This window comes from Winogradskyella rapida (genome assembly GCF_042675845.1).
GTDB classification, from domain to species: domain Bacteria; phylum Bacteroidota; class Bacteroidia; order Flavobacteriales; family Flavobacteriaceae; genus Winogradskyella; species Winogradskyella rapida.
The window spans coordinates 1218994-1242866 of the sequence record NZ_JBHTKM010000063.1; the positions used below are offsets into that span (position 1 = coordinate 1218994).

A 23873-nucleotide genomic window follows, 5' to 3' on the forward strand; every position below is an offset into this window, starting at 1 on the left:
TAAAATTCGGCATTGGATGCTTTTTTTTATGCCCTAATGTGTAATTTGTAGCAAAATTGAAACTATGAAATCATTCGTTATATACAGTCTCTTCTTCATGTCCTTTTTAAGCTTTAGCCAGAATATAAGTCCCGAAACCTTATTAGATAAAGCCATTGCATATCACGATCCCAACGGCAATTGGAAAACATTTAATGAGACCTTTATAGTTGAAATGACAACACCAAAATCTACAAAACGCACGAGTAGCATTTCAATTAATTTACCTGCTGAATATTTTAGCGTCACGGCCACAAAAGATACAGTTAGCACCACTTACACCTTAAACAAGGGCAAATGTACCATGCGCTATAACGGAAAGGCTTTAGAGCCCTCAGCTGCTAAACAAAAGAACATGACTTGCGATAGAGCCACCTTATATAAAGACTACTATTCTTATTTATATGGCTTACCAATGAAGTTGAAAGATGCTGGCACCAATTTGAGTGATCAGGTTGAAAAGAAAAGCTTTAAAGGCAAGGACTATTTGGTTTTAAAAGTAACTTATGACGAAGCCGTAGGAAGCGATGTTTGGTACTTCTATTTTAATCCGAAGACTTATGCCATGGAAATCTACCAGTTCTTTAAAACAGACGATAATGGTAAAGAGAAACAAGATAGTGGTGAATATATATTGCTTTCTGAAGAAACCCTTCTAAACGGCATAAAAATACCCAAAGTTAGAGCCTGGTATTACAATAAAGATAATAAGTATTTAGGGACGGATACTTTGGTTGAAAAGTAATTCTGAATTCTGAAATCTATTCTGAATCTGATGTGTAACAATGTTCATTATAGAATTCTATGACCTGAAGTAAATTCTCCTTTGAAAAGGTTTTATTTTCTACGTTTTCAAGCAAGGTTGGACAATCTTTAAAATACGCTTTCATTGCCTTTTTAAAACTTTTCGAAAATGGCAAACCCTTAGTGTAAAGATGAGCCACCTGATCGTCTTCTCCATTCCCAACATAATAACTATATCTAGGGATACTCATCTCCGTGTAAACAGCTCGACTTGAACGTAGATCAATTTCCTGACCGTTATCTAACACAACCGTTTGATAGGGCATACTAGACGTAGCGGGAAGCGCTGAGAACGAATTGGTAAGCATACCACCTTCATAGACGCGTACATACAGACTTAAACGCGGATCTATAGCCACAATCTCCATGATTTCGGGGTACTTGTCTCCATCGATGTATTTATACCGAAATTGGCGATAATAATCGTTTTCAAGAATATCTACACCAATAAGATCTTTTGATCTGTAGGTTTTATACTTTAAGGAATCATTTTTAAACTTAACGGAAACGATAGATGCGATTCCGCTTATTTCTCCAACACCATTAATTCTAGTACTATCTTTTAAGATCAGCACCGCAGGTCCGGACTGCGCATTTATGGCGCTGTAGATCCAAAGAAAAGACAGAACAAGAATTTTATGTATCATGATTGCGAGATTAAAAGCTGTCCTAAATAGACCTATAAAACTCTAAAATAAAAAAAACCACCCGTATTTCAGAGTGGTTTTTTAATTTAAAATTTATAGAATTCCTGCCTTCGCAGGAATTTGATTAACTAGCCTTCACAACTCGTACATTCTTTCTTTTGCTTAAACTTCTGTGCAGCATTCATACTGTGTTGGTAGTACAATGATTTCACACCAAGTTTCCAAGCCGTTACATAAAGCTTATTAATATCTTTTACAGGCATATCTGGGTGTACCATGATATTTAAAGACTGCCCTTGATCAATATGATTTTGACGGTTTGCCGCTTGATAGATAAGCGTCATTTGGTCAATTTCAGAATAGGTTTTAAACACATCCTTTTCATGATCCGTTAAGCCTTCTAAATGTTGTACAGAACCATCATAGTCTCTAATGCTTCTCCACACCTCACTGGTATTCATGCCTTTTTCTTCTAAAAGCGCTACCAAATATGGGTTTTTAATCGTGGTTTTAATCTTCGCAATATCTTTTACATAACTGTTAGACCAAATTGGCTCAATTCCTTGAGAAACTTGTCCTAATATAAATGCAGAAGAGGTTGTTGGTGCCACCGCATTTAAGGTTGTGTTACGTCTTCCATAGCCTTTTAAAACTTCTGGCTCACCAAATAATTCGGCTAACTCTTTAGAGGCTTTGTTAGATTTTTCGTTAATCGTTTTAAAGATTTCACTGTTTAAGTTAAAGGCTTCCTGACTGTCAAAACCTAACATTTTAGACTGTAATAAAGAATGCCATCCTAAAGCTCCTAAACCTAAAGCTCTATTTTCTTTTGCAAAATTATAGGCTTTTTCCATGAACATAAACGTCTGTCTATCATCACGATCTGCAGAATCTCTGTACACCTCTAACTTGGTGATAAATTCTTCTAAAACCGCATCTAAGAAATAGACCATTGTTTCTACAGCGTCAGTATCTTTCCACTTATCATAATGCAATAAGTTTATAGATGATAATACACATACAAACGACCATTTTTCATTTGTTGGTAACATGATTTCTGTACACAAGTTACTTGCGTAGATTTCATGGTTTTTATCTTTATAAACATCTGCTGCTTTGTTGTTCGCATTGTCTTTAAAGAAGATATAAGGATATCCTATCTCTCCTCTACGTTGCAATACTTTGGCCCAGATAGCTCTTTTATCTTTATCACCATCAATCATTTCTTGCATCCACTCATCTCCAACAGTTACCCCATGGGTTAACTCTTGTATTGGATTTCCTTCGGTACCAATTTCTAAAAACTCATGAATGTCTGGATGCTCTATAGGTAAGTAAGGTGAAAAACGACCTCTTCTTACTGACCCTTGACTTACAACATCAACCATTTTTTCAAACAATTGCATAATATGCACTGCTCCAGAAGACTCTCCGTTATTTTTAACAGGAGCACCACGATGTCTTAATTTACCAAAGTAACCCGAAGTACCACCTCCAAGTTTAGACATCATACCAACTTCAGACTGGGTATAAAGAATATCCCCCATATCATCAGAAATATGCGACCCAAAACAACTAATAGGAAGTCCACGGCGCTTACCAAAGTTAGACCAAACCGGTGACGCTAAAGAATAATAGCCTTCTGCCATATAGCCATAAAACTTATCTGCAAAGCCATCGATGCCTAATATTTTTTCAGCATTATTAGCAATTTCTCTTATACGCTCTTCTGGCGTTGTATCACCTGTTAAATAGCCTGACGCTAAAAACTGACGACTGTTCTCGGTTAACCATTTTATTTCGGGTTCTGATTTAGCATCAGCATCCTTAATAGCTTCTTTTCTCGCTTTTATTAACTCCTCACGGTTAGAGGTTGTCGTTGTGTCTTGCTTCAATTTGTTGTCGAGGTCGGTGTTTGTGTAGTTGCTCATAATTTAAAATAGGTCGTCGCTGGTTATACTTTTGGTTCTTTTACTGTAGTTGATAGAACGTTTCACGAAGAAATCTCCATGTTTAGTTCCAATAATTTCATCATCAAACCATTCGGTTTGTGCTAATAGGGTCTCATCAACATCAAAGACTTTTTCAATGCCAATACTTTCTAATGAATTATTAAATCTATTTTTTATAAACTCATTAATCACATCTTTAGGTAAGAACTCAAGTTCACCCGCTTCAAAAATCCAATCTACTAATTTGCTTTCTGAAGTGAAAGCCTCTTTACATAAGTCTCTTACTAAAGCGCTGTGTTCTTCATCAAACCAAGTTGGGTTTTCATTTTTGATAATTTTTATAATATCAATACCAAAATCACCATGAATTTGCTCTTCCTTAGAGGTTGCTTCAACAACATTAGACACCCCTTTCAGCATGTTTTTGTGTTTGTTGAAAGCCATGATAATTAAGAATTGTGAAAATAAAGACACATGCTCTATAAATAGCGAGAATAATAAAATAGACTCAGCATACTCTTTATTGTCTTCACTCTTGGCATTTTTTAAAGCCGTTTCTAAATAATGAACACGTCTCATTATTACGGGCTTTTTCTTAAGATTTTTAAACTCGTTGTTAAGTCCAAGAATTTCTAATAAGTGCGAATAAGCATCTTGATGACGTACTTCACTTTCTGCAAACGTCGCCCCTACAGATCCGATTTCTGGTTTTGGCATTTTGTTATAAATCTCACCCCAGAACGACTTCACTGCTACCTCAATCTGAGAAATGGCTAACATTGTATTTTTTATCGCATTCTGCTCTACAACGGTAAGTCTTGTTTTGAAATCTTGAATATCACTAGTAAAGTTAAATTCTGAATGAATCCAGTAAGAGTGTCTAATAGCATCTACATATTCGTTAAGCTCAGGATATTCGTAAGGCTTAAGGTTAATACGTTTTTCAAAAATATTAGTCTTTCTATTTCTGGCCTGTTCATCACGGTATAAAATGTAAGCCTTAGCCACATCATGAAACGCGCTTTGCATCAGTTTCTCTTCCACCAAATCTTGAACCTCTTCTACGGTTGGCAAATAATTATGATCTGTTTTTTTGCGATCCAATAAGGTCTGTAACACATCTACAGAAATTCCATTAGCATCTTCTTTAGTACCATTTCCTACAGAAAGCATAGCTTTTTCAATCGCATTAGAAATCTTATTTAAAACAAAGGGACTTGTTTCATAATCTCTTTTTATAATCTGAGTAATCTCCATAGTTCTTCTTTTAATTTTAAAGACTAGATGTCCATTAGAATGAGTATGAATCATTCCAAATTCCATTAGTTATTCCGTAAAATGAGTTTAATTTTTTTCCTTTAAGGGGACAATAAGGGGCTTGCTTATAAAATGTATAATTTGACTTATTCTCTTTCAAAAATCCTTCAAAAATTCATTTCATTTGGCCTGCAGCAAAGATTGACATTTGTAATGAAAAATGAAAGATGATTTGCTAAACGTTGTCAACAAGTTTTTAACAAAGCCGCCTGAAGCCGTTAAAACAACATCATTCTTCAAAACACAAGCAAAACCCTGTATAACAGCAGCATAAGCAGTTTTCATAATTTAAAATTTTGTAAGATTTTACTTATTAAAACAAACGTTAACAAGCCTATTTACTGACCTTTTAAGCCGAAGCCTTTTCCAAATATTTTTGCAAAAATAAAGATTAAAATAGAATCCTTTTCCTACTATTTGTAGCAATTACGAATCGGACGTATAAATGAAATATTTTAACATTAAAATTTTAGAAATTCGGATAATTAGGCCTTATTTTTTAGCAATACAAAAATGATAAGGGTCTAAATTTTTTAGGCCCAGTATTTTTAGCGTTTTAACCCTAAAAATAGGACCACAATTTCTAATCTTTTAAAATAGGAAAGCGTAATGCCTAAATTTTAGCCTCTATTTTCAGCGATTTTTTCTAGTTCAGCATACCAATCGGCACCAAATTTTCGGATGAGCGCCTCCTTTACAAACTTATAAACCGGAACTTGCAACTCCTTCCCTAATGAACAGGCGTCATCACAAATCTCCCATTTTTCATAGTTCACACCAGAAAACTCCGAATAGTCTTTAACTCGAATAGGATACAAATGGCAAGACACGGGTTTTTTCCATGTAATCTCACCTTGATTATAAGCCTCTTCAATACCGCAAAGTGCCGTTTTCTTTTCATCAAAGATCACATACGCACAATCCGCACCATTAATTAAAGGGGTTTCAAAATCACCAAACTCGGTCGTAATAGACGTGCCCTGCGCCTCAATAGCATCAATACCTTCTTGTCTTAAAAAAGGTTTTACTTTAGGATAGATAGATTCTAAGATTTCAACTTCTTCTGGGTCTACAGGTGCTCCCGCATCACCGTCAATACAACAAGCTCCTTTACAGGCGGAGAGGTTACACACAAAATCCTTATCTATTATGTCTTCTGAGACTATGGTTTTTCCAAGTTGGAACATACACTAATTAATTAGCCTTAAAAAAGGCTGTTATGGTTTCTTTTTCGCCTTCAAATATACTGTAAAATATCCCTTTTAAAGCGCTGTTTTTAAGCATAAAAAAGCAAGTACAAAAATACTTAAACTTAACAATAATTTATTATTGTTAATCCTTAATAATATCGCACCTTTGCAAAAAATTTAAAACCTTGTACCTTTATAAGGTCTTTAAAGAACTATAAAACAAACCCTTATAACGCTTACACCAAAGCATCAGAATTTTTAAATTGAGTAAAAAATGCAATTAGATCTTAAACAAATTGTAACGGCTTTCATGATCCTTTTTGCGGTCATCGATATCATTGGAAACATCCCAATCATCATTGACTTAAGAAAAAAAGTGGGTCATATTCAAAGTGGTAAAGCCTCTATTATTGCCGGTATTATTATGATTATTTTCCTTTTTGTAGGAAAAAGTCTTTTAAGTCTTATTGGTATTGACGTCAACTCGTTTGCTGTTGCCGGTGCCCTTGTTATCTTTTTTATTGCTTTAGAAATGGTTTTAGGGATTACCTTATATAAGGAAGATGAGCACAGTTCGGTTACGGCTTCTGTTTTCCCCCTAGCCTTCCCTTTAATGGCAGGACCAGGAACCTTGACCACGTTATTATCGCTCCGTGCTGAATTTGCTATAGAAAACATTATCGTGGCCGTTATTAGTAACGTGCTTGTTATTTTTCTTGTTTTAAAAACCTCAGCCAAAATAGAACGTCTTATCGGAACTAACGGAATTAACATTATAAGAAAGATTTTTGGTGTAATTTTGTTAGCCATCGCTGTAAAACTATTTGCTCATAACATTAAAGCGTTATTAGCATAAAACACAAATTATGAAGATTTTCACTTTTGTTTTAAGCCTTATTGCTATAGGCCTCGTCATTTTCAATGCTACAAAATTAGATTTCAATGCCTTATTTGAAGGCGAAAGTCAGACTGCATTAATCACCATGTTAGCCGCTTTATGCGCCGTTGTCTTATTGCAGATTCTTAGAATTTCTAAAAAGATTGAAAAATTAGCCAACAAGAAATAATGGTTTTTGATGCCTTAATTATTGGTGGAGGAGCAGCAGGACTATCTTGCGCCTTGGTTTTAGGATCTGCAAAACAGAAAGCCTTTGCTAAGGATAAGCAGATTGGTATTATTGCCCACCAAAAAACATCCCATCTGCAAAGTGCTCTATTTAATAATGTACTGGGCTTAACTCCAGGAACCTTAGGTGCCGATTTGCTAAGGGATGGTAAAGCCCAATTAAAAGCGCAATACCCTCATGTAACCCAAATTGAGGACGAAAAAGTAAAAGCCATTACACGCCAGGCCTCTGGCTTTACCGTAACCACCCAAGAGCAAAGCTACCAATCTAAAATTGTGGTGATTGCTGTAGGCTACACCAGTTTTATTACCATAAAAGGACTTGAGGATTATATAGAACCTCATCCGAGATCGGCTGTTGAAAAAGATAGGATTTGGTTAAGAAACACAGACCATTTGGTTGAAACAAACCTTTATGTCGCTGGAAGTTTAGCGGGTTGGCGCAGTCAGTTTGCTATGGCTTGTGGTAGCGGGTCTCACGTGGCTACGGATATCCTAACCCTTTGGAATGATGGTAAGCAAACCAAAATTCACGATAAAGTTATCTAGTTAATGTTGCTTAAGTGTAGGATATTCAGTGCTTAAAAGAATAACCTCCTGCACCATTGTATCATCATTATTTATAACCTCTTCAAAGGCAATATCATCAAATAATTGTCCTGCTAAATTTGCTTTAATAAGACGTTTTATTTCTGAACTATACACCATAAAATTGATATTGGTGCCTTCTCTTAAGTTTACAAAATTCTGAAAACGGACTACCACCGAGTCTTCCACTTCATAATTCGCCATAAAATCAGATCGTGTTAGATCTTGATACAGCTTACGGTCCTTATCTAACGCTTCAAAAGCAAAATATCTAAAATGCCCTCTTCGTCTTAGATAATTTAAAGTTTCATTATCAAAACTTTGATCGACCGGCACAAAGACATCCGGAATAATACCACCACCACCGTAAACCACCTTTCCTTTTGGGGTGGTAAATTTTAAAGAATCATCGACTGTGATGCTTTCTTCATGCGCCAATTCCCCTGTACGTAAACGTTTATAATAATCATTGAAATAACTTTCACTATCTCCATTGGTATAGGGTTTCTGAATGGAGCGTCCCGTTGGGGTATAATATCGTGATACCGTTAAGCGTACCGCACTACCATCACCCAAAGCCATTTCACGTTGTACAAGCCCTTTACCATAAGAACGACGCCCTACAATAATACCTTTATCATTATCTTGAAGCGCTCCAGCAACCACTTCGCTAGCCGAGGCAGAATTCTCGTTGATTAAGATAAAAATCTCACCATCTTCAAAAGCACCATTACCCGTAGCATAGACATATTCTTCTTTTCCTCGCTTATCTTTAGTGAATAAAATGAGTTTATCATCTTCTAAAAACTCGTCTACAATCTGTTCTGCAATCCCCAAAAAACCACCAGGATTCTCTCTTAAATCTAAGGCCAATTTCTTAGCTCCTTGCCCCTGAAGTGTATTTAAAGCAGCTTTAAATTCCTTATAGGTAGACTCTGCAAAACGGTTAATTTTTATATACCCTAACTCTTCTGTAAGCATATAAGCGGCATCTACACTTTTAATAGGAATGGCTTTTCGCTTAACATCAAACTCTAACAACTCCGGCGCTCCTTTTCTATAAACGGTAAGCTTAATAGAGGTATTCTTATCCCCTTTAAGCTTTTGACTAATCATACTATTGGTGATCTGAGCACCATAAAGCGTATCGTTATCAGCCATAAGAATACGATCGCCACTTATAATCCCCGCTCGTTCACTAGGTCCATTTTTGGTGGGCTTAATCACAGCAATGGTATCACGGTAGGCATAAAAATTAATCCCAATACCTACAAAATCACCTTTCATGTTTTCAGTGACACGTTTTAAATCTTCTTTGGGAATATAGGTAGAATGTGGATCTAAATTTTGCAGAATACCGTTTACAGTCACATCAACTATACTGTCGGTATTCACTTCCTCCACATATTCGTAATCAATATAATCAATTAACCGATTGAGTTTATTCTTTTTACTATTGCTTGTAAAGAGGTTATCTGACGTGTCTGAAAAATTCAATTTTCCACCAATAACCACCCCGGCCGCAATTGCAGCACCGATAATTAATGGTATGTATTTATTTTTTGTTGCCATAGTATTTCCCTCTTAGGGAATCTTAATCGATATCTTCGATAAGCTCTATCTGAATCCCTGCTTTTTTCAGAAATTTTAATCCCGAGTCATCCTTATAACCTTGATGGTACACGACTCTAACAATACCCGCTTGATGGATTAGCTTACTACACTCTTTACAAGGCGAAAGCGTAATGTATAAAGTTGCTCCTTGACAAGACTGCGTAGAGGATGCCACTTTTAAAATGGCATTAGCCTCGGCATGTAACACATACCATTTGGTATAGCCTTCATCATCCTCACAGTAATTTTCAAACCCCGTAGGCGTTCCGTTATAACCATCAGAAATAATCATACGGTCTTTTACAATGAGTGCGCCCACCTGTTTTCTATTGCAATGGGAGAGTTTACCCCATTCTTTAGCGATTCGTAAATACGCTTTATCGTAACGACGCTGTTTTATTTTTGACATTCCTTAAAAGTATTATGCAATCGTACCTTGTTCAGAACGAAGATAAAAGGTTAAAAATACATTCCTCTTTGACTTCGCGTTAAAATTTTACCAAACTTTAATTTAGTTGATAAGATCGCTTTCTATAATCATAGGAATCACTAAGCCAATAACGATAGAAGATAAGACCATCATCCAATCACGACGCGAAAATCTAAATACCGTTTGACAAATAAATCCTATAAACAAGACCACAAAAACAATAATTATTTGTGCAATTTCTATACCTAAAGCAAATTCTATAAGCAGTTCCAATTTATTTTCGGCCTGACCAGAAAACATTTTAAACTCTCTTGCAAAGCCTAAACCATGAATAATTCCAAAGAACAAGGTGGTTACAAACAGCAAGCCTATTTTATTATTTTTAGAAGTTTTACCAGCGGTAAAGACATTGTACAAGGCCATAATTAAAATGGTCACCGGAATTAAAAATTCCACCAATTGGCCGTTAATCTGCACCACACCATAAGCCGCTAAAACCAAGGAGAGCGTATGCCCTACGGTAAAAGTGGTCACTAAAATAAGGACGCGTTTCCAGTCGTTAAACAAATAAGGTACTGCGAGTACCATTAAAAAAAGGATATGGTCATAACCATTAATATCCAAGACGTGATTCATGCCATATTGCACATTGAACCAAAAATTTTCGAACATAGTTGATATTTTAGGGAAATTCAAAGTTACAATTAAAATGCATATGCTCTTAATAAAAAAAAGTGAATAAAATTTGTATAATCCTATTTTCTTTCGGAATATTGTAGTTCACAAAGTTCAAACAACTTATTGAAATGTTATCAAGAAAGGTGGAGGGATTAGACCCTTTGATGCCTTAGCAACCCTTAGACTTACTAAGAAGGTGCTAAATTCTACGTAATTAGCGATTCATTTATCGCTTAATTGGATAGATAACCCATACAATTGCTCATCTGCAATTTTTATTCTTTATAACTTTTTCTATACCTACGTCTTTTGACGTTTTTAGTTTTTTGATTTTTTTTAAATAGAAAAAAATGAAATCTAATCGTATTGAAACACAAGCTATACGCACACAAATAGAACGTTCGCAATTTTTAGAACATTCAAGTCCTTTATACCTAACCTCTAGCTACGTGTTTGAGGATGCTGAAGATATGCGCGCTTCCTTTGCCGATGAAAAGGAACGCAATATTTATAGCCGTTACTCCAACCCGAACACTTCAGAATTTATAGAAAAAATCTGTCTGATGGAAGGTGCCGAACGTGGCTATGCCTTTGCGTCGGGGATGTCGGCCGTATTTTCAACTTTTGCCGCTTTACTTAATGCTGAAGATCATATTTTATCTTGCAGAAGTATCTTTGGGTCTACACAAACCTTATTCAATACCATTTTACCAAAGTGGAACATTGCAACGAGTTATTTTAAAATTGATGAGCTCGATACGATTGAAAGCCTTATTCAGCCCAACACAAAAGTGATCTATGCCGAGAGCCCTACCAATCCTGCTGTAGATATTTTAGACTTAGAACGAATTGGAGCCCTTGCAAAAAAGCATAACCTTATTTTTATTATAGACAATTGTTTTGCCACGCCTTACTTGCAACAGCCTATTAAATTTGGGGCCGATTTAGTCATCCATTCTGCCACTAAGTTAATAGATGGTCAAGGACGTGTTTTAGGAGGTGTAGTTGTCGGCGACACAGAACTGATTCAACAGATCTATTTATTTTCAAGAAACACGGGTCCTTCCCTATCGCCATTTAATGCATGGGTATTATCTAAAAGCTTAGAAACCTTACCGGTGCGCGTCGATAGACATTGTGATAATGCGTTAAAAGTGGCTCATTTTTTAGAATCCCATCATTTGGTGAATGTTGTAAAATACCCATTTTTAAAATCGCATCCGCAATACGAATTGGCGAAAAAACAAATGAAAGCCGGCGGAAACATTGTAGCTTTTGAAATTAAAGGCGGCATTGAAGCAGGGAAGCAATTTTTGAATTCCATCAAACTATTATCGCTCTCTGCAAATCTAGGAGACACGAGAACTATAGTGACGCATCCGGCCTCTACAACACATGCTAAAATCCCAGAATCTGTTCGTTTAGAAACCGGAATTACATCAGGATTAATCAGAGTTTCTGTAGGCCTAGAGCATCCTGAAGATATTATTAACGATTTAAAACAGGCTTTAGAAAACTAAAGTCAGTTCGAGTGATTTTATGACAATGGCATAAAATTATATCGAGAACACAACCATATTATGAGCAAAATAACAGACCAATTACAAAAACGAATCTTAGTTCTCGATGGCGCCATGGGAACCATGCTTCAGCAATATAGCTTCTCTGAAGAAGATTTTAGAGGCGAACGTTTTAAGGATTACCCATCACCTTTACAAGGGAATAACGATTTATTATCCCTAACCCAACCTGAAGCCATAGCCGCTATTCATGCTAAATATTTTGAGGCTGGCGCCGATATCGTAGAAACCAATACCTTTTCTGGGACTACCATTGCTATGGCCGATTACGACATGGAAGATTTGGTGTATGAGCTCAACTATGAATCGGCTAAAATTGCCAGAGACGTTGCGGATAAATTCACGAAAGAAAATCCTGAAAAACCACGTTTTGTAGCCGGAAGTATTGGCCCTACCAATAAAACGGCTAGTTTATCACCGGATGTGAATAGACCAGAATACAGAGCCATTACCTTTAACGAACTACGTGTGGCCTACAAGCAACAAGTAGAAGCTCTAATTGATGGTGGTGTAGACATGCTTTTGGTTGAAACTATTTTTGATACGCTTAATGCGAAAGCTGCTTTATTTGCGATTGAAGAAGTGAAAGAAGAACGCCATATTGATATTCCAATTATGGTTTCTGGAACCATAACCGATGCGTCTGGAAGAACCTTATCCGGACAAACCGTTGAAGCCTTTTTAACGTCTATTTCTCATATTCCGCTTTTAAGTGTGGGCTTTAATTGTGCCCTTGGTGCGCAACAACTAAAACCGTATTTACAACGCTTATCTAACGAAACTGAGTTTTTTACCTCAGCACATCCTAACGCCGGTTTACCAAATGCTTTTGGCGAATATGATGAAACACCAGAGCAAATGCAAGGCTACATTGAGGACTACCTAAAAGACAACCTCATCAATATTATTGGAGGTTGCTGTGGCACAAGTCCTGAGCATATTAAAGCCATCGCTGAAGTCGCTCAGAAGTATGAACCTAGAAAGTTGGTTGTTGGTGTGTAGTTGCTAGTGGTCAGTTAAAGTGAACAAAATGGATTATAAAGATTTAGAGGTTTGGAAATTTTCAAGGGAGCTTGTAAAAAAGGTTTACGAATTAAGCAGTTCGTTCCCCAAAGAAGAATTATACACCTTAACGAATCAAATAAGACGATGTTCAATATCTATACCTTCTAACATTGCAGAAGGTTTAGGACGACAATCAAACAATGAAACCATTCATTTTTTATTTATTTCGAAAGGTTCATTATATGAACTCGAAACACAGCTTTATTTAGCTTTCGATTTAAATTATATCGCAGAAGATCAATTAAAAAAAATTTTAGAACACGTTACCTCTTGCAAAAAGCTACTTAACGGATTCATTAATTATTTCAAATCAAAAAAGTAACATGAGTGCATCTAGCAACTATCAACAACCCCCTAAAAACCAAAAGTACTTAACGCTTTCTGGACTAGAACCGCTCGTTGTAACACCAGATAGCAACTTCATCAACGTCGGTGAACGCACCAATGTCACAGGCTCACGTAAATTTCTTCGACTTATAAAAGAAGAAAAATACGATGAAGCTTTAGAAGTGGCAAGAGACCAAGTCGATGGTGGTGCGCAAATTTTAGATGTGAACATGGACGAAGGGATGTTAGATGGTGTTTATGCCATGACCACCTTTCTAAATCTGATCGCTTCAGAACCCGATATTTCTAGAATTCCTATTATGATAGATAGCTCTAAATGGGAAATTATAGAAGCGGGCTTACAGGTGGCACAAGGAAAATGTGTCGTTAACTCCATCAGTTTAAAAGAAGGTGAAGCGCAATTTAAGCATCATGCTAAATTGATAAAACGTTATGGCGCTGCTGTTGTGGTCATGGCTTTTGATGAAGACGGCCAAGCCGACACCTATAAACGACGTATTGAAATCTGCAAACGCTCGTATCACATCCTAGTTAACGAACTAAAATTTCCGGCCCAAGATATCATTTTTGACCCTAATATTTTCCCAGTGGCTACCGGTATGGATGAGCATCGCAGAAATGCCATTGACTTTTTTGAAGCTACCAAATGGATTCGCGAAAACTTACCACACGCCAACGTTTCTGGAGGAGTAAGTAATGTGTCGTTTTCGTTTAGAGGAAATAATGTGGTGCGTGAAGCCATGCATTCCGCATTTTTATATCACGCCATTAAAAACGGCATGAACTTAGGGATTGTTAACCCTACCATGCTTGAGGTTTATGACGAAATTGATAAAGATTTATTAGAACGTGTAGAAGATGTGCTCTTTGATAGACGCGATGATGCTACAGAGCGTTTATTAGATTTTGCCGATTCTGTAAAAGGACAGAAAAAAGAACAAGACAACAAAGTACAGGAATGGCGAAATGATCCGCTTCAAGATCGTATTACACACGCCTTAGTCAAAGGAATTGATGCTTTTATTATTGAAGATGTAGAAGAAGCCCGCTTAGCTTCTACCAAACCTATTGAAGTCATCGAAGGGCATTTAATGATTGGAATGAATGTGGTTGGCGATTTATTTGGAAGTGGTAAAATGTTCCTGCCGCAAGTGGTAAAATCGGCACGTGTTATGAAAAAAGCCGTGGCTTATTTGCAACCTTTTATTGAAGCTGAAAAGGATGGAAAGCAGGAGTTCGCTGGAAAAATATTAATGGCAACCGTTAAAGGTGATGTTCATGATATTGGAAAAAATATTGTGAGCGTCGTTTTAGGTTGTAATAATTACGAAATCATTGACCTTGGTGTAATGGTGCCACCAGAAAAAATCATTGAAACCGCCATTAAAGAAAAGGTTGATATCATTGGGCTGAGTGGTTTAATTACTCCATCACTTGATGAAATGGTTTATGTGTCTAAATCGCTTGAAAAAGAAAAGGTAGACATCCCCTTAATTATTGGTGGTGCCACAACCTCTAGAGCGCATTCGGCTGTAAAAATTGCCCCGCATTATAACAATACGGTGGTTCATATTAATGATGCTTCAAGAGCGGTGACCGTTGTTGGAAACCTGCTTCAGAACGACAGTAAAATTTATAAAAATCAGATACGAGAAGAGTATGATGCCTTCCGTGAGCAATTCTTAAAACGCACCAAGAAAAAGGACTATTTAACCCTTGCTGAGGCGCGGAAAAATAAATTCAAAATCAATTGGAATACTTCTGAAATTGTAAAACCTAAAGAATTAGGGATTCAAATTATAGAAGATTTCGACATCACAAAACTTGAAGCGTTTATTGATTGGTCGCCATTTTTTAGAAGTTGGGATTTACATGGCAAATATCCAGCCATTTTAACGGATAATGTGGTTGGCGAACAAGCCACCGACTTATTTGCCGATGCGCAGGTGTTATTGAAACGTATTTTCGATGAAAAACTCCTTAAAGCAAAAGCTATTTTCGGATTGTTTGAAGCCAATACGGTAAATGATGATGATATTGAGATTTTTATTGAAGAAGGTCACCTCGAGGGCAGTCGAGAGGTTTCAAATTCAACATCTGCTAAAGAAGGTCTCGACTGCGCTCGACCAGACAAATACAATTTCTTAACCCTTCGTCAGCAATCCAAAAAATCTGAAGGTAAACCTAACATTGCTTTAGCTGATTTTATTGCGCCAAACGCCAGCAATATTCAAGATTATATGGGTTGTTTTTGTGTGACCACCGGGTTTGGAACGGCTGAATTAGCAGCGCAATTTGAAGCTGAACACGACGATTACAATTCCATTATGATTAAAGCTTTAGCCGATCGTTTGGCCGAAGCCTTTGCCGAGTATTTACATAAAGAAGTAAGAATAAAACATTGGGGTTATGCCAAGAATGAAGACTTATCTAACGACGAGTTAATCAAAGAAAGTTATAAAGGGATTCGTCCTGCACCAGGTTATCCGGCTTGCCCAGACCATTTAGAAAAAACAACTATTTGGGACATTTTAAAGGTTGAAGAAAACATTGGGGTTAAGCTTACCGAGAGTTTAGCCATGTGGCCAGCAGCTAGTGTAAGCGGTTATTATTTTGGAAATCCTGAAGCTAAATATTTTGGCTTAGGAAAAATTAAAGAAGACCAAATAGAAGATTACAGCCAACGTAGAAAAATTTCTAATGAAGAAGCAACCAAATGGCTAAGCCCAAATATTGCAGATTAACTAAACCGTAATCTCAGACCTAGCAGGTTTTAAAAACCTAGCAGGTCTTTCACGTCATTGTGTTCCTGCAAGATTTTAGAGACCTAGCAGGACTTTTACAACATTGTGTTCCAGCAAGATTTTAAAACCTTGTAAGTAACGCCGATAAAAAATAAGAGTAAACATTAAAGAGATCCCCACTTTCGTGGGCCATACTATGAAAGTAACAGACCACATCAACAAGGCTAATGGAAAAACATTATTTTCCTTCGAAATTATTCCACCTAAAAAAGGAAATAGTATTCAGCAACTTTATAATAATATCGACCCTTTAATGGAATTTAACCCTCCTTTTATTGATGTAACCACATCTAGAGAGGAGTACCTGTATATTGAAAAAGACGGGCTTTTAGATCGAAAAATTACACGGATGCGCCCAGGAACGGTGGGAATCTGTGCCGCAATAAAACACAAATACGATGTAGACACTGTACCGCATGTGCTATGTGGTGGATTTACAAAGGAAGAAACCGAATATCTACTTGTAGATTGCCATTATTTAGGCATTAACAATGTGATGGCTTTACGTGGGGACGCTATGAAACATCAGCAGTATTTTGAAGCTTGTGATGGCGGACATCAATTTGCAAAAGGCTTGGTAGAACAAATTCAAAATTTAAACAAAGGGCAGTATTTACACGATGTTGCTGAAGGGCATGATAAAGCCGATTTCTGTATCGGTGTAGCGGGCTACCCAGAAAAGCATTTGGAAGCGCCTTCTTTAAAAACAGACCTTAAGCGTCTTAAACAAAAGGTAGATGCCGGTGCTGATTATGTAGTGACTCAAATGTTTTTTGATAACCAAAAATATTTCCAATTTGTAGAGGCTGCCAAGGCAGAAGGTATTAATGTGCCTATTATTCCGGGAATTAAACCCCTTGCTGTAAAACGTCATTTACAGTTATTGCCACAGGTTTTTAAAATTGATTTACCTGAAACCCTAATTGAAGCGGTTGAAGGCTGTAAGGATAATAAAGCCGTTAGACAAGTTGGAGTGGAATGGGCCATACAACAATCTAAAGAATTACAACAAGCAGGAGTCCCTGTATTACATTATTATTCTATGGGAAAAAGTGACAACGTAAAGGCCATTGCCTCCCAATTATTTTAAGTTCTTAAGGTTATTTTCTTTTGGTAACCACATTTAAGGTGAGACCTAATACGATTAATAAAATCCCTATTAAACTCCAAATGGTATAGGTTTCACCAAACCAAATTAGCCCGATAATCATAGTAAAGATGACTTCGAGATATTTTAGTGGTGCCACTTGGTTGGTTTCGCCAACCTGCATGGCTTTAGTCATGTAGAGCTGTGCAAAATAGCCAAAAACACCAAGACTCATTAAAATTAACCATTCGAGACCTACGGGGTTTTTCCAACTACTGACAGCCAAAAGTCCGCCTATTACAGCCGATATAATCATAAAGTAATTAACCACAACCACCGGATGGTCTTGGTTTCCTATTTTTCTGATGATAATAAAAATTAAGCCCGAAAACAATGCCGACACTAAGGCATAGATAATCCCTTCTACCTGCATATTATTATCAAACCCTTTCAGAATTACTACCCCTAAAAAGGCAATGGCAAAAAATACCCATTGTATAAATCGGACTTTTTCCTTTAGAAAAAATAGGGCAAAGAAAGCGGCAAAAATAGGGGCGATATAACGAATTGAGACTGCCGTACCCATCGCAATATACCGAATAGACAAGAAAAATAAGGTCATTGAGGTTACACCAAATACACTTCGTAAAATCAGTAATCCTTTCTTATTCCCAAGGAATGAAATCTTATTTTTTATGAGAAATGGAAACGTAAAAAACAAGGAGCCTATAGATCTAAAAAACACAATTTGATAAACACTAAAATTTGATAAGGTCTTTACAAACACATTTAAAAATGTAAATGCTAAAGCACTGATCACCATATATTGAATTGCCTTTTTCAGAATGTATTGGGAATTAAAATAAAAAAATTGAAGTTGCTTTTTTCGTTGGCAGCAATTTACATAATAAATCACTAAAACATAAGATAAAAAGCCCCTAATTAAGCTTGATTTTTAGGCTTAAAATTTAATAATAGAACCGTTTTTGCTTATTTTTATATAACACAAACAACGAACTATTTTAACATATGAAAACAACACAATTACTTTGCTTTATTAGTGCTTTTTTGTTGCTACACTCTCTACCAGCGCAAGACATTAAGGTTTCTAATATAGACGAATATAACCAAGCCCTAACTCAGGTAAAAAACGGCGGAACTATAATTCTAAAAAATGGCGAATGGAAAGATACTGACCTTTTAGCCCATGGTGAGGGGACCAAAGAAAATCCTATTATTATTAAAGCAGAAACAGCAGGAGAAGTTATACTTACTGGCGATTCTAGTTTAAGCATCTATGGGAGCTATGTTATTGTTAGCGGCCTTTGGTTTAAAGATGGACATTCTACTAAAAAACACGTGGTGCAATTCCGAAAAAACTCTAAAGATTTTGCTAACCATTGCCGATTAACCAATTCTACAATTTCCTATTTTGATGTTGCTGATGATAATATAAAAAATCATTGGGTCGATTTATGGGGAAAGAACAACCGTGTAGATCATAATAATTTTACAGGCAAAAGTTCTGCTGGAACAACCTTAGTGGTATGGCTTAAAGGTGAAGCACATATTGAAAACAACCACCAAATCGATCATAATTATTTTGGCTTCCGTCCGGATTTAGGTGAAAATGGCGGAGAAACCATAAGAATTGGAACGAGCCAAAATTCTATGAAATCTTCAAAAACTATTGTAGAAAGCAACACCTTTAAATCTTGTAATGGGGAAATTGAAATTATCTCTAATAAATCTGGAGATAACATCTATAGAAACAACCTTTTTATTGAGAGCAAAGGGACGCTTACTTTAAGACACGGAAATAATGCCTTAGTTGAAAACAATGTTTTTCTTGGTAATAATGTTCCACAAACGGGTGGAATTAGAGTCATTAATGAAGGGCATATTATAAGAAATAACTTGCTGATTGGATTGGCCGGAAATGATTACAGAGGTCCTATTGTTCTTATGAATGGGGTTCCTAATTCGCCATTAAACAGGTACCACCAAGTGAAACATGTAGACATTCAGAATAACACGATTATTAATTGTGGACCTATGACTTTTGGCGCTGGTAAGAATGACGAGTTAAGCCTACCCCCTATGCAAACCGTATTTGCCAACAACGTAATTACCAATACCACAGGAGGTAAAATTTTAGAGATCTCAGATCGTGTTGATGGCATCACTTTTTCTGGAAACATTGTAGATAGTGAAGCCGTGGTAAACGCTAATTATTTTACGAAAACCACTATTGATTGGACGCTGTTAAAATCTTTACCAATGCCTACAGAGAACAATCCTGTTCTTAAAAGCGTAACCTCGACATCTAAAAGTCCAACTCAAGATATCACAAACACCGAGAGAAGCCCTTATGTTGCTGGTGCTTTTAACCTTAATAACACCAAAGTTCCTAGAGCTTTGATTGCCCGCACCGGTCCTGGATGGAAACCTCATATTGTTGCTCCGGTAACCAAGGCCGAAGACCTTATTATTGAGCCCGGTATTGGGACACTCTCTAAAGTTTTTAGCAAAGCTAAAGATGGTGATGTTATTACTTTAAAGGAAGGGGTTTATGAATTTACAAAAAGCCTTAAAGTTAGCAAATCTATTACCGTTGTTGGTTCTACTACGGGTCAAACCCTATTTAAAATGCAAGATGGTATAGAGAAACCCTTCTCTTATTTTATTCGAATTAATGAAGGTGGTGCGTTAACGTTAAAGCACATCATTTTTGATGCCGCGCATAACAGTCCGCCTAAATACGCTATTGTATCGCCAAATAAGATGGAATCTATTACCTATGCCTTAAATGTTGAAAACTGTACATTTCAAAACTTTACCACACAAAATGGAGGTAGCATTTTTAAGGCTTACGAAGGGACTTTAGCAAGTTCATTATCATTTAAGAATAGCACGTTTAAAGACAGTTACAGAGGCTTAAACCTCTCCTATGATAAAGACAATTTTGGAAAATATAACGCTCTAGAACTACAAATTGATAATTGTATCTTTAAAAATATTGAGGAGTTTGCTATAAATTACATTCGAAGCATCCCCGATCCAAGTATTGAGGGCGGAAAACTACAGATTACCAATAGTATTTTTGATAAAGTGGCCAATGAAGAAAAAGGACGATCTGTGATTAGCAATGGTATTCACGAGGTGCTTATAAAGAACTCAGTATTTATAAATAGTTATAAATCTCAAAACCCTGTCAACCTAAAAGGGACAAACAATGTTATTACCAATTGTTTATTTGATGACAATGGCTATCCTAAAACGAGTAAAGGAGCCAAAGAAGTTAATTTGATCTTTAAAAATCCGAAATGGGAAGACAGCAACAACTATATTCCAAGTAAAAAATCACCATTATTAAAAGCCAATAATGATACGGCTTTAATTGGCCTAAACCCTAATTAAGCGCCGCAGACCACTGGTTAAAAAAGCTAAACGCAAGTCCTTGTGTTTAGCTTTTTTTATGCGCTATATGGTTGATGGTTGATGGCTGATGGTTGATGGTTGATGGTTGATGGTTGATGGTTGATGGTTGAAAGGTCGTTTTTCCCAAACAGAAAACAAGAATTTATGCTCTTAAATTTTAGAAAAAATGGACTTTTATACAACTTTGAACTATAACAAAGGAACCCATCCCTTGATCATTCTCACTGCCTTAATGTGTGAAGCCAAACACTAGCTCCAATAAACCTTAGGCCCTCCTTTGATTTTATAGCATAGAAAAAGGCAACTTAAATTAAGTTGCCCTCTTCACTTTTTAATAATTAAAAATCACTACTCTATAATTATTCTTTTCGTTACTGAATTTACTCCAGAATTTATTTTTAATAAGTAAACCCCAGAGGTCAATTCTGACACATCAACGGCGTCATTCATTAAACTTGTTGTTTTTAAAACACGTTTTCCTAAGATGCTAAAGATCTCTACAGAATCAATCGTCTGATCTGTACCTCTAATTGTAATATGATTATCCGCAGGATTAGGGTATACGCTTAATGTATTAAGGTTGAATTGTTCTGTTGATAAGGTTTCAGCGGTTGGGTTTAAAGCCCCGTAAACCGTATTAATACCAGCCCATCCTAAAAAGGCTGCAGGAAGTGCATCTTCATCATCAAGTTCCCAATCTGGAGCACTACCACTTGTATCTCCAATAGCCCAATCGCTAGTGGTATATCCTGTATTTGTCCCTTGTCTCATAATAATATGTGGGTCAGACCCTGGAAAATCTATAACTGTTGCTCCTGAAGTTGCCGTTTGATCAGCACCATTAACGGCCATATCTTGTGCAAAAACCACCTGTGCATACCCTCGCTCTGGGAGTCCATTCTCAACATCATCATCTAAATAGGCTACAGAATCGTATAAAATCCAAGAGGTATGATCTCCTGTTGCATCAATATTTCCATCAAAAGCTAAACCTTCTCCACTTTCTGGGCCATCTACAGCAACACCATCAGGATCCGTTCCTCTAATTAACATATAAGAACCCGAAGCATCGGCAAAATTACCATTATACCCAATATCTGGGGTTTGTGAAGACACATTACTAGAGCTACCTCCCGAAACATTGTTTCCTGTTAACTCTATAGTAAGCACAGTAGCATCAGGATCCATTAAAGCTGAATAAGGATTCATCGTTACTTCATTGGTGTTTTCATCCGTATAATTACAAACGATAGCAAAAATACCATTGGCACCAAAAGTTCTTGTGCCATCACCTAATTGGATTTCTTGAGTCACCTTCCCGTAGTTACTCGCATTACCATCACCGTCAATAACAAGTAACCAAAGATCATCAGGGATCACTTGATTAGCTGGTCCTCTAACTTCAATAAGCTCTTTTGTTAAGTCAGATCCATTAGGACTCACAATTAATTTGTTAATGTAATATCCTGTTCCCGTAGGAATATTACTAAATGTTTGGGCGAAGCCCATTGCTGTTACTAAAAGTAAAGCGAAGAGTAAAGGTTGTTTCATGATTGTTGTTTTTAAAAGTTACTATATTGGTTTTTTAACAGTCTTAAAGTGTTGATATAGAGATAAAAGCCTGAATTAAAAATTGGTTTACCAATCTGGTTTACCAAATATAGTTAAAATTATTAGGAAAAACCATATTAATTAAAAAATAATTAAAATATTACACAATTGTTAATTTTTGGTATAAAAAAATGACAATTATCAGATTTCAACCTTCAACCTCTACTTTTAAAGGTCAGAACACACTAACAACATCGCTAAACAATTTTAAGCCTTAAAAACACCAATAACCATAAGTCTTCAGTAGCTATCTTAGCATTATAATCGACATAGAGCTATAGCTTTTATTTATACTCTTTTGAAGCCTAAAACCCATAAACCTGATTCCTTTTTTATAAAACTCATTACAGCTCTTGATTTCTTCAAATCGGATCCCTGTGGTTATAAAATGAGAAAATTTAGTAGTATCTTTAATCCAACAAAATTGGTTAACCAATTAATTTAAGCGTTATGAAAACACCTTTACTAACTCTGAGCATGGTTTGTTTTGCGATCTCTTGGAGTCCATCACAAACCGTTTTAAATGCCAACGGATCGGGGAATACTTATGAAGATATTAATGCCGTCCTAGCTCCAGGTTATAATGCCGTTGAAGTCCCTGACTGCAGTCACCCTGAATTTGGTCGTCATATTGATGAAGTCTTTGATGCCGACCTCGACACACATGTTTTTCGTTTTATAGCCCATAAAACACCCGATAATGATCGTTGTATAAATTTCGATAGACAACGTATAGAGATAAAAACCTATGCATCTTCTCCAGACCATTTAAAAGCAACCGAGGGCGAAACCGTACAATACAAATGGAAATTTAAATTGCCTGTTAATTTTCAGGTGTCATCAAGTTTTACGCACATCCATCAAATTAAATCCGTTGATGGCCCTTACGCCTCTATTCCTATGATTACCTTAACACTTCGGAAAGGAAATCCAGACCGCATAGAATTGCGCTATACGCCAACCAATTCACAAAACACCATACAAACAGCAGATCTCAACTTGCTACGTGGCCAATGGATAGAAGTTACAGAAACCATCACTTTTGCCGATGAAGGCAGTTATGCGATTAGCCTTCAAAACCTCGCCGATAACAGTACTATAATGTCTTACACGAATGCGACTATGGATACTTGGCAAAATGGGGCTTCTTTTGCACGTCCGAAATGGGGTATTTACAGAAGTCTTAATAACAGCCAAGACCTAAAGGATGAAATGCTCCGCTATGCCCAATTCAGCATAGAAGAATTAGGGCCTTTATCGGTTTCAGATTTTGAAGCTTTGGCTGCGGAGATCACCTTAGTCCCTAACCCTTCAAAAAATACGGTTACCTTTAAAAACGCCAGGGCTGATGATTATGACAGCGTGTTGTTATTCAATGCTAAGGGGGAGACAATCCCGATTAAGAACCGTCTTAAAAAATACAAATTAAACGTTGCAGGACTAAGTTCAGGGCTCTATTATATTACCTTTTTAAAAGCACAACGTCCCGTAAAAGTTTTAAAATGCATGGTCAAATAAGCTTAAACAAAAACAAGTTTAAAGCAAGTTTTTC

The 23873-nt window shown here is 36.5% G+C and carries 20 protein-coding genes and 1 riboswitch; of the genes, 11 read left to right on the plus strand and 9 right to left on the minus strand.

Annotation, left to right across the window (positions count from 1 at the left end):
• Positions 1 to 64: 64 nt before the first annotated feature.
• A complete protein-coding gene (locus ACFQ13_RS12610) occupies positions 65 to 784 on the plus strand; it encodes a DUF6503 family protein (RefSeq protein ID WP_386117844.1) in 720 nt (239 codons plus the stop codon).
• Positions 785 to 800: 16 nt separating this feature from the next.
• Here the strand turns inward: ACFQ13_RS12610 and ACFQ13_RS12615 are convergent, their stop codons facing one another.
• The 4 genes from ACFQ13_RS12615 to ACFQ13_RS12630 all read right to left on the minus strand — a co-directional run bounded on the left by ACFQ13_RS12615 (position 801) and on the right by ACFQ13_RS12630 (position 5946).
• Positions 801 to 1490, minus strand: a complete 690-nt coding sequence (locus ACFQ13_RS12615) for a hypothetical protein (protein WP_386117845.1) — start codon at positions 1488 to 1490, stop codon at positions 801 to 803.
• A 128-nt stretch (positions 1491 to 1618) separates the two neighbouring features.
• A complete protein-coding gene (locus tag ACFQ13_RS12620) occupies positions 1619 to 3421 on the minus strand; it encodes a ribonucleoside-diphosphate reductase subunit alpha (protein ID WP_114307858.1) in 1803 nt (600 codons plus the stop codon).
• A 3-nt stretch (positions 3422 to 3424) separates the two neighbouring features.
• On the minus strand, positions 3425 to 4699 hold the full coding sequence (locus ACFQ13_RS12625) for a ribonucleotide-diphosphate reductase subunit beta (protein WP_114308632.1): 1275 nt from the start codon (positions 4697 to 4699) through the stop codon (positions 3425 to 3427).
• Between the two features lie 680 nt (positions 4700 to 5379).
• Positions 5380 to 5946 (minus strand): DUF3109 family protein, encoded by a 567-nt coding sequence (locus ACFQ13_RS12630; protein WP_386117849.1) that lies wholly within the window; start codon positions 5944 to 5946, stop codon positions 5380 to 5382.
• Positions 5947 to 6223: 277 nt separating this feature from the next.
• Here ACFQ13_RS12630 and ACFQ13_RS12635 point away from each other — a divergent pair, with 277 nt between their 5' ends.
• From ACFQ13_RS12635 to ACFQ13_RS12645, 3 genes are read left to right on the plus strand one after another with little or no spacing between them, the layout of a single operon-like run.
• Positions 6224 to 6805 carry a MarC family protein gene (locus ACFQ13_RS12635; RefSeq protein WP_114307860.1) on the plus strand — a complete coding sequence of 194 codons (582 nt, stop codon included), beginning with the start codon at positions 6224 to 6226 and terminating at the stop codon, positions 6803 to 6805.
• Positions 6806 to 6815: 10 nt separating this feature from the next.
• The gene (locus ACFQ13_RS12640) at positions 6816 to 7016 is read left to right on the plus strand and encodes a hypothetical protein (RefSeq protein ID WP_114307861.1); all 201 of its coding nucleotides are present in this window, start codon (positions 6816 to 6818) and stop codon (positions 7014 to 7016) included.
• A complete protein-coding gene (locus ACFQ13_RS12645) occupies positions 7016 to 7624 on the plus strand; it encodes an FAD-dependent oxidoreductase (protein ID WP_386117852.1) in 609 nt (202 codons plus the stop codon). The genes ACFQ13_RS12640 and ACFQ13_RS12645 overlap by 1 nt, the downstream gene beginning before the upstream one ends.
• Here ACFQ13_RS12645 and ACFQ13_RS12650 read toward each other — a convergent pair whose 3' ends face one another.
• From ACFQ13_RS12650 to ACFQ13_RS12660, 3 genes are all read right to left on the minus strand, one after another.
• Positions 7625 to 9235 carry a S41 family peptidase gene (locus ACFQ13_RS12650; RefSeq protein ID WP_386117855.1) on the minus strand — a complete coding sequence of 537 codons (1611 nt, stop codon included), beginning with the start codon at positions 9233 to 9235 and terminating at the stop codon, positions 7625 to 7627.
• 22 nt (positions 9236 to 9257) lie between these two features.
• Positions 9258 to 9686, minus strand: coding sequence for a deoxycytidylate deaminase (locus tag ACFQ13_RS12655; RefSeq protein WP_114307864.1), 429 nt, complete (start codon positions 9684 to 9686; stop codon positions 9258 to 9260).
• Between the two features lie 102 nt (positions 9687 to 9788).
• Positions 9789 to 10379, minus strand: coding sequence for a HupE/UreJ family protein (locus ACFQ13_RS12660; RefSeq protein ID WP_386117858.1), 591 nt, complete (start codon positions 10377 to 10379; stop codon positions 9789 to 9791).
• 134 nt (positions 10380 to 10513) lie between these two features.
• Positions 10514 to 10637, plus strand: a riboswitch (SAM riboswitch).
• Positions 10638 to 10735: 98 nt separating this feature from the next.
• Here ACFQ13_RS12660 and ACFQ13_RS12665 point away from each other — a divergent pair.
• The 5 genes from ACFQ13_RS12665 (at position 10736) to metF (ending at position 17272) form a co-directional block, all read left to right on the plus strand.
• On the plus strand, positions 10736 to 11905 hold the full coding sequence (locus tag ACFQ13_RS12665) for a trans-sulfuration enzyme family protein (RefSeq protein WP_386117860.1): 1170 nt from the start codon (positions 10736 to 10738) through the stop codon (positions 11903 to 11905).
• Between the two features lie 60 nt (positions 11906 to 11965).
• Positions 11966 to 12967, plus strand: coding sequence for a homocysteine S-methyltransferase family protein (locus tag ACFQ13_RS12670; RefSeq protein ID WP_386117863.1), 1002 nt, complete (start codon positions 11966 to 11968; stop codon positions 12965 to 12967).
• A gap of 28 nt (positions 12968 to 12995) precedes the next feature.
• A complete protein-coding gene (locus tag ACFQ13_RS12675; protein WP_386117866.1) occupies positions 12996 to 13352 on the plus strand; it encodes a four helix bundle protein in 357 nt (118 codons plus the stop codon).
• 1 nt (position 13353) lies between these two features.
• Complete coding sequence (gene metH / locus ACFQ13_RS12680) at positions 13354 to 16122, plus strand: methionine synthase (RefSeq protein WP_386117869.1); 2769 nt, start codon at positions 13354 to 13356, stop codon at positions 16120 to 16122.
• A 196-nt stretch (positions 16123 to 16318) separates the two neighbouring features.
• On the plus strand, positions 16319 to 17272 hold the full coding sequence (gene metF, locus ACFQ13_RS12685; protein WP_386117871.1) for a methylenetetrahydrofolate reductase [NAD(P)H]: 954 nt from the start codon (positions 16319 to 16321) through the stop codon (positions 17270 to 17272).
• A gap of 10 nt (positions 17273 to 17282) precedes the next feature.
• Here the strand turns inward: metF and ACFQ13_RS12690 are convergent, their stop codons facing one another.
• Entirely contained in the window at positions 17283 to 18116 is an 834-nt protein-coding gene (locus tag ACFQ13_RS12690) for a DMT family transporter (protein WP_386119448.1), read from the minus strand.
• Positions 18117 to 18298: 182 nt separating this feature from the next.
• Here ACFQ13_RS12690 and ACFQ13_RS12695 point away from each other — a divergent pair, with 182 nt between their 5' ends.
• On the plus strand, positions 18299 to 20689 hold the full coding sequence (locus ACFQ13_RS12695; protein ID WP_386117873.1) for a polysaccharide lyase 6 family protein: 2391 nt from the start codon (positions 18299 to 18301) through the stop codon (positions 20687 to 20689).
• 369 nt (positions 20690 to 21058) lie between these two features.
• Here ACFQ13_RS12695 and ACFQ13_RS12700 read toward each other — a convergent pair whose 3' ends face one another.
• Positions 21059 to 22261: a T9SS type A sorting domain-containing protein gene (locus ACFQ13_RS12700; RefSeq protein WP_386117875.1), complete on the minus strand. Its 1203-nt coding sequence runs from the start codon at positions 22259 to 22261 to the stop codon at positions 21059 to 21061.
• Between the two features lie 510 nt (positions 22262 to 22771).
• On the opposite strand from ACFQ13_RS12700, the gene ACFQ13_RS12705 reads away from it, so the two are divergent.
• On the plus strand, positions 22772 to 23839 hold the full coding sequence (locus tag ACFQ13_RS12705; protein WP_386117891.1) for a heparin lyase I family protein: 1068 nt from the start codon (positions 22772 to 22774) through the stop codon (positions 23837 to 23839).
• Positions 23840 to 23873: the final 34 nt, after the last annotated feature.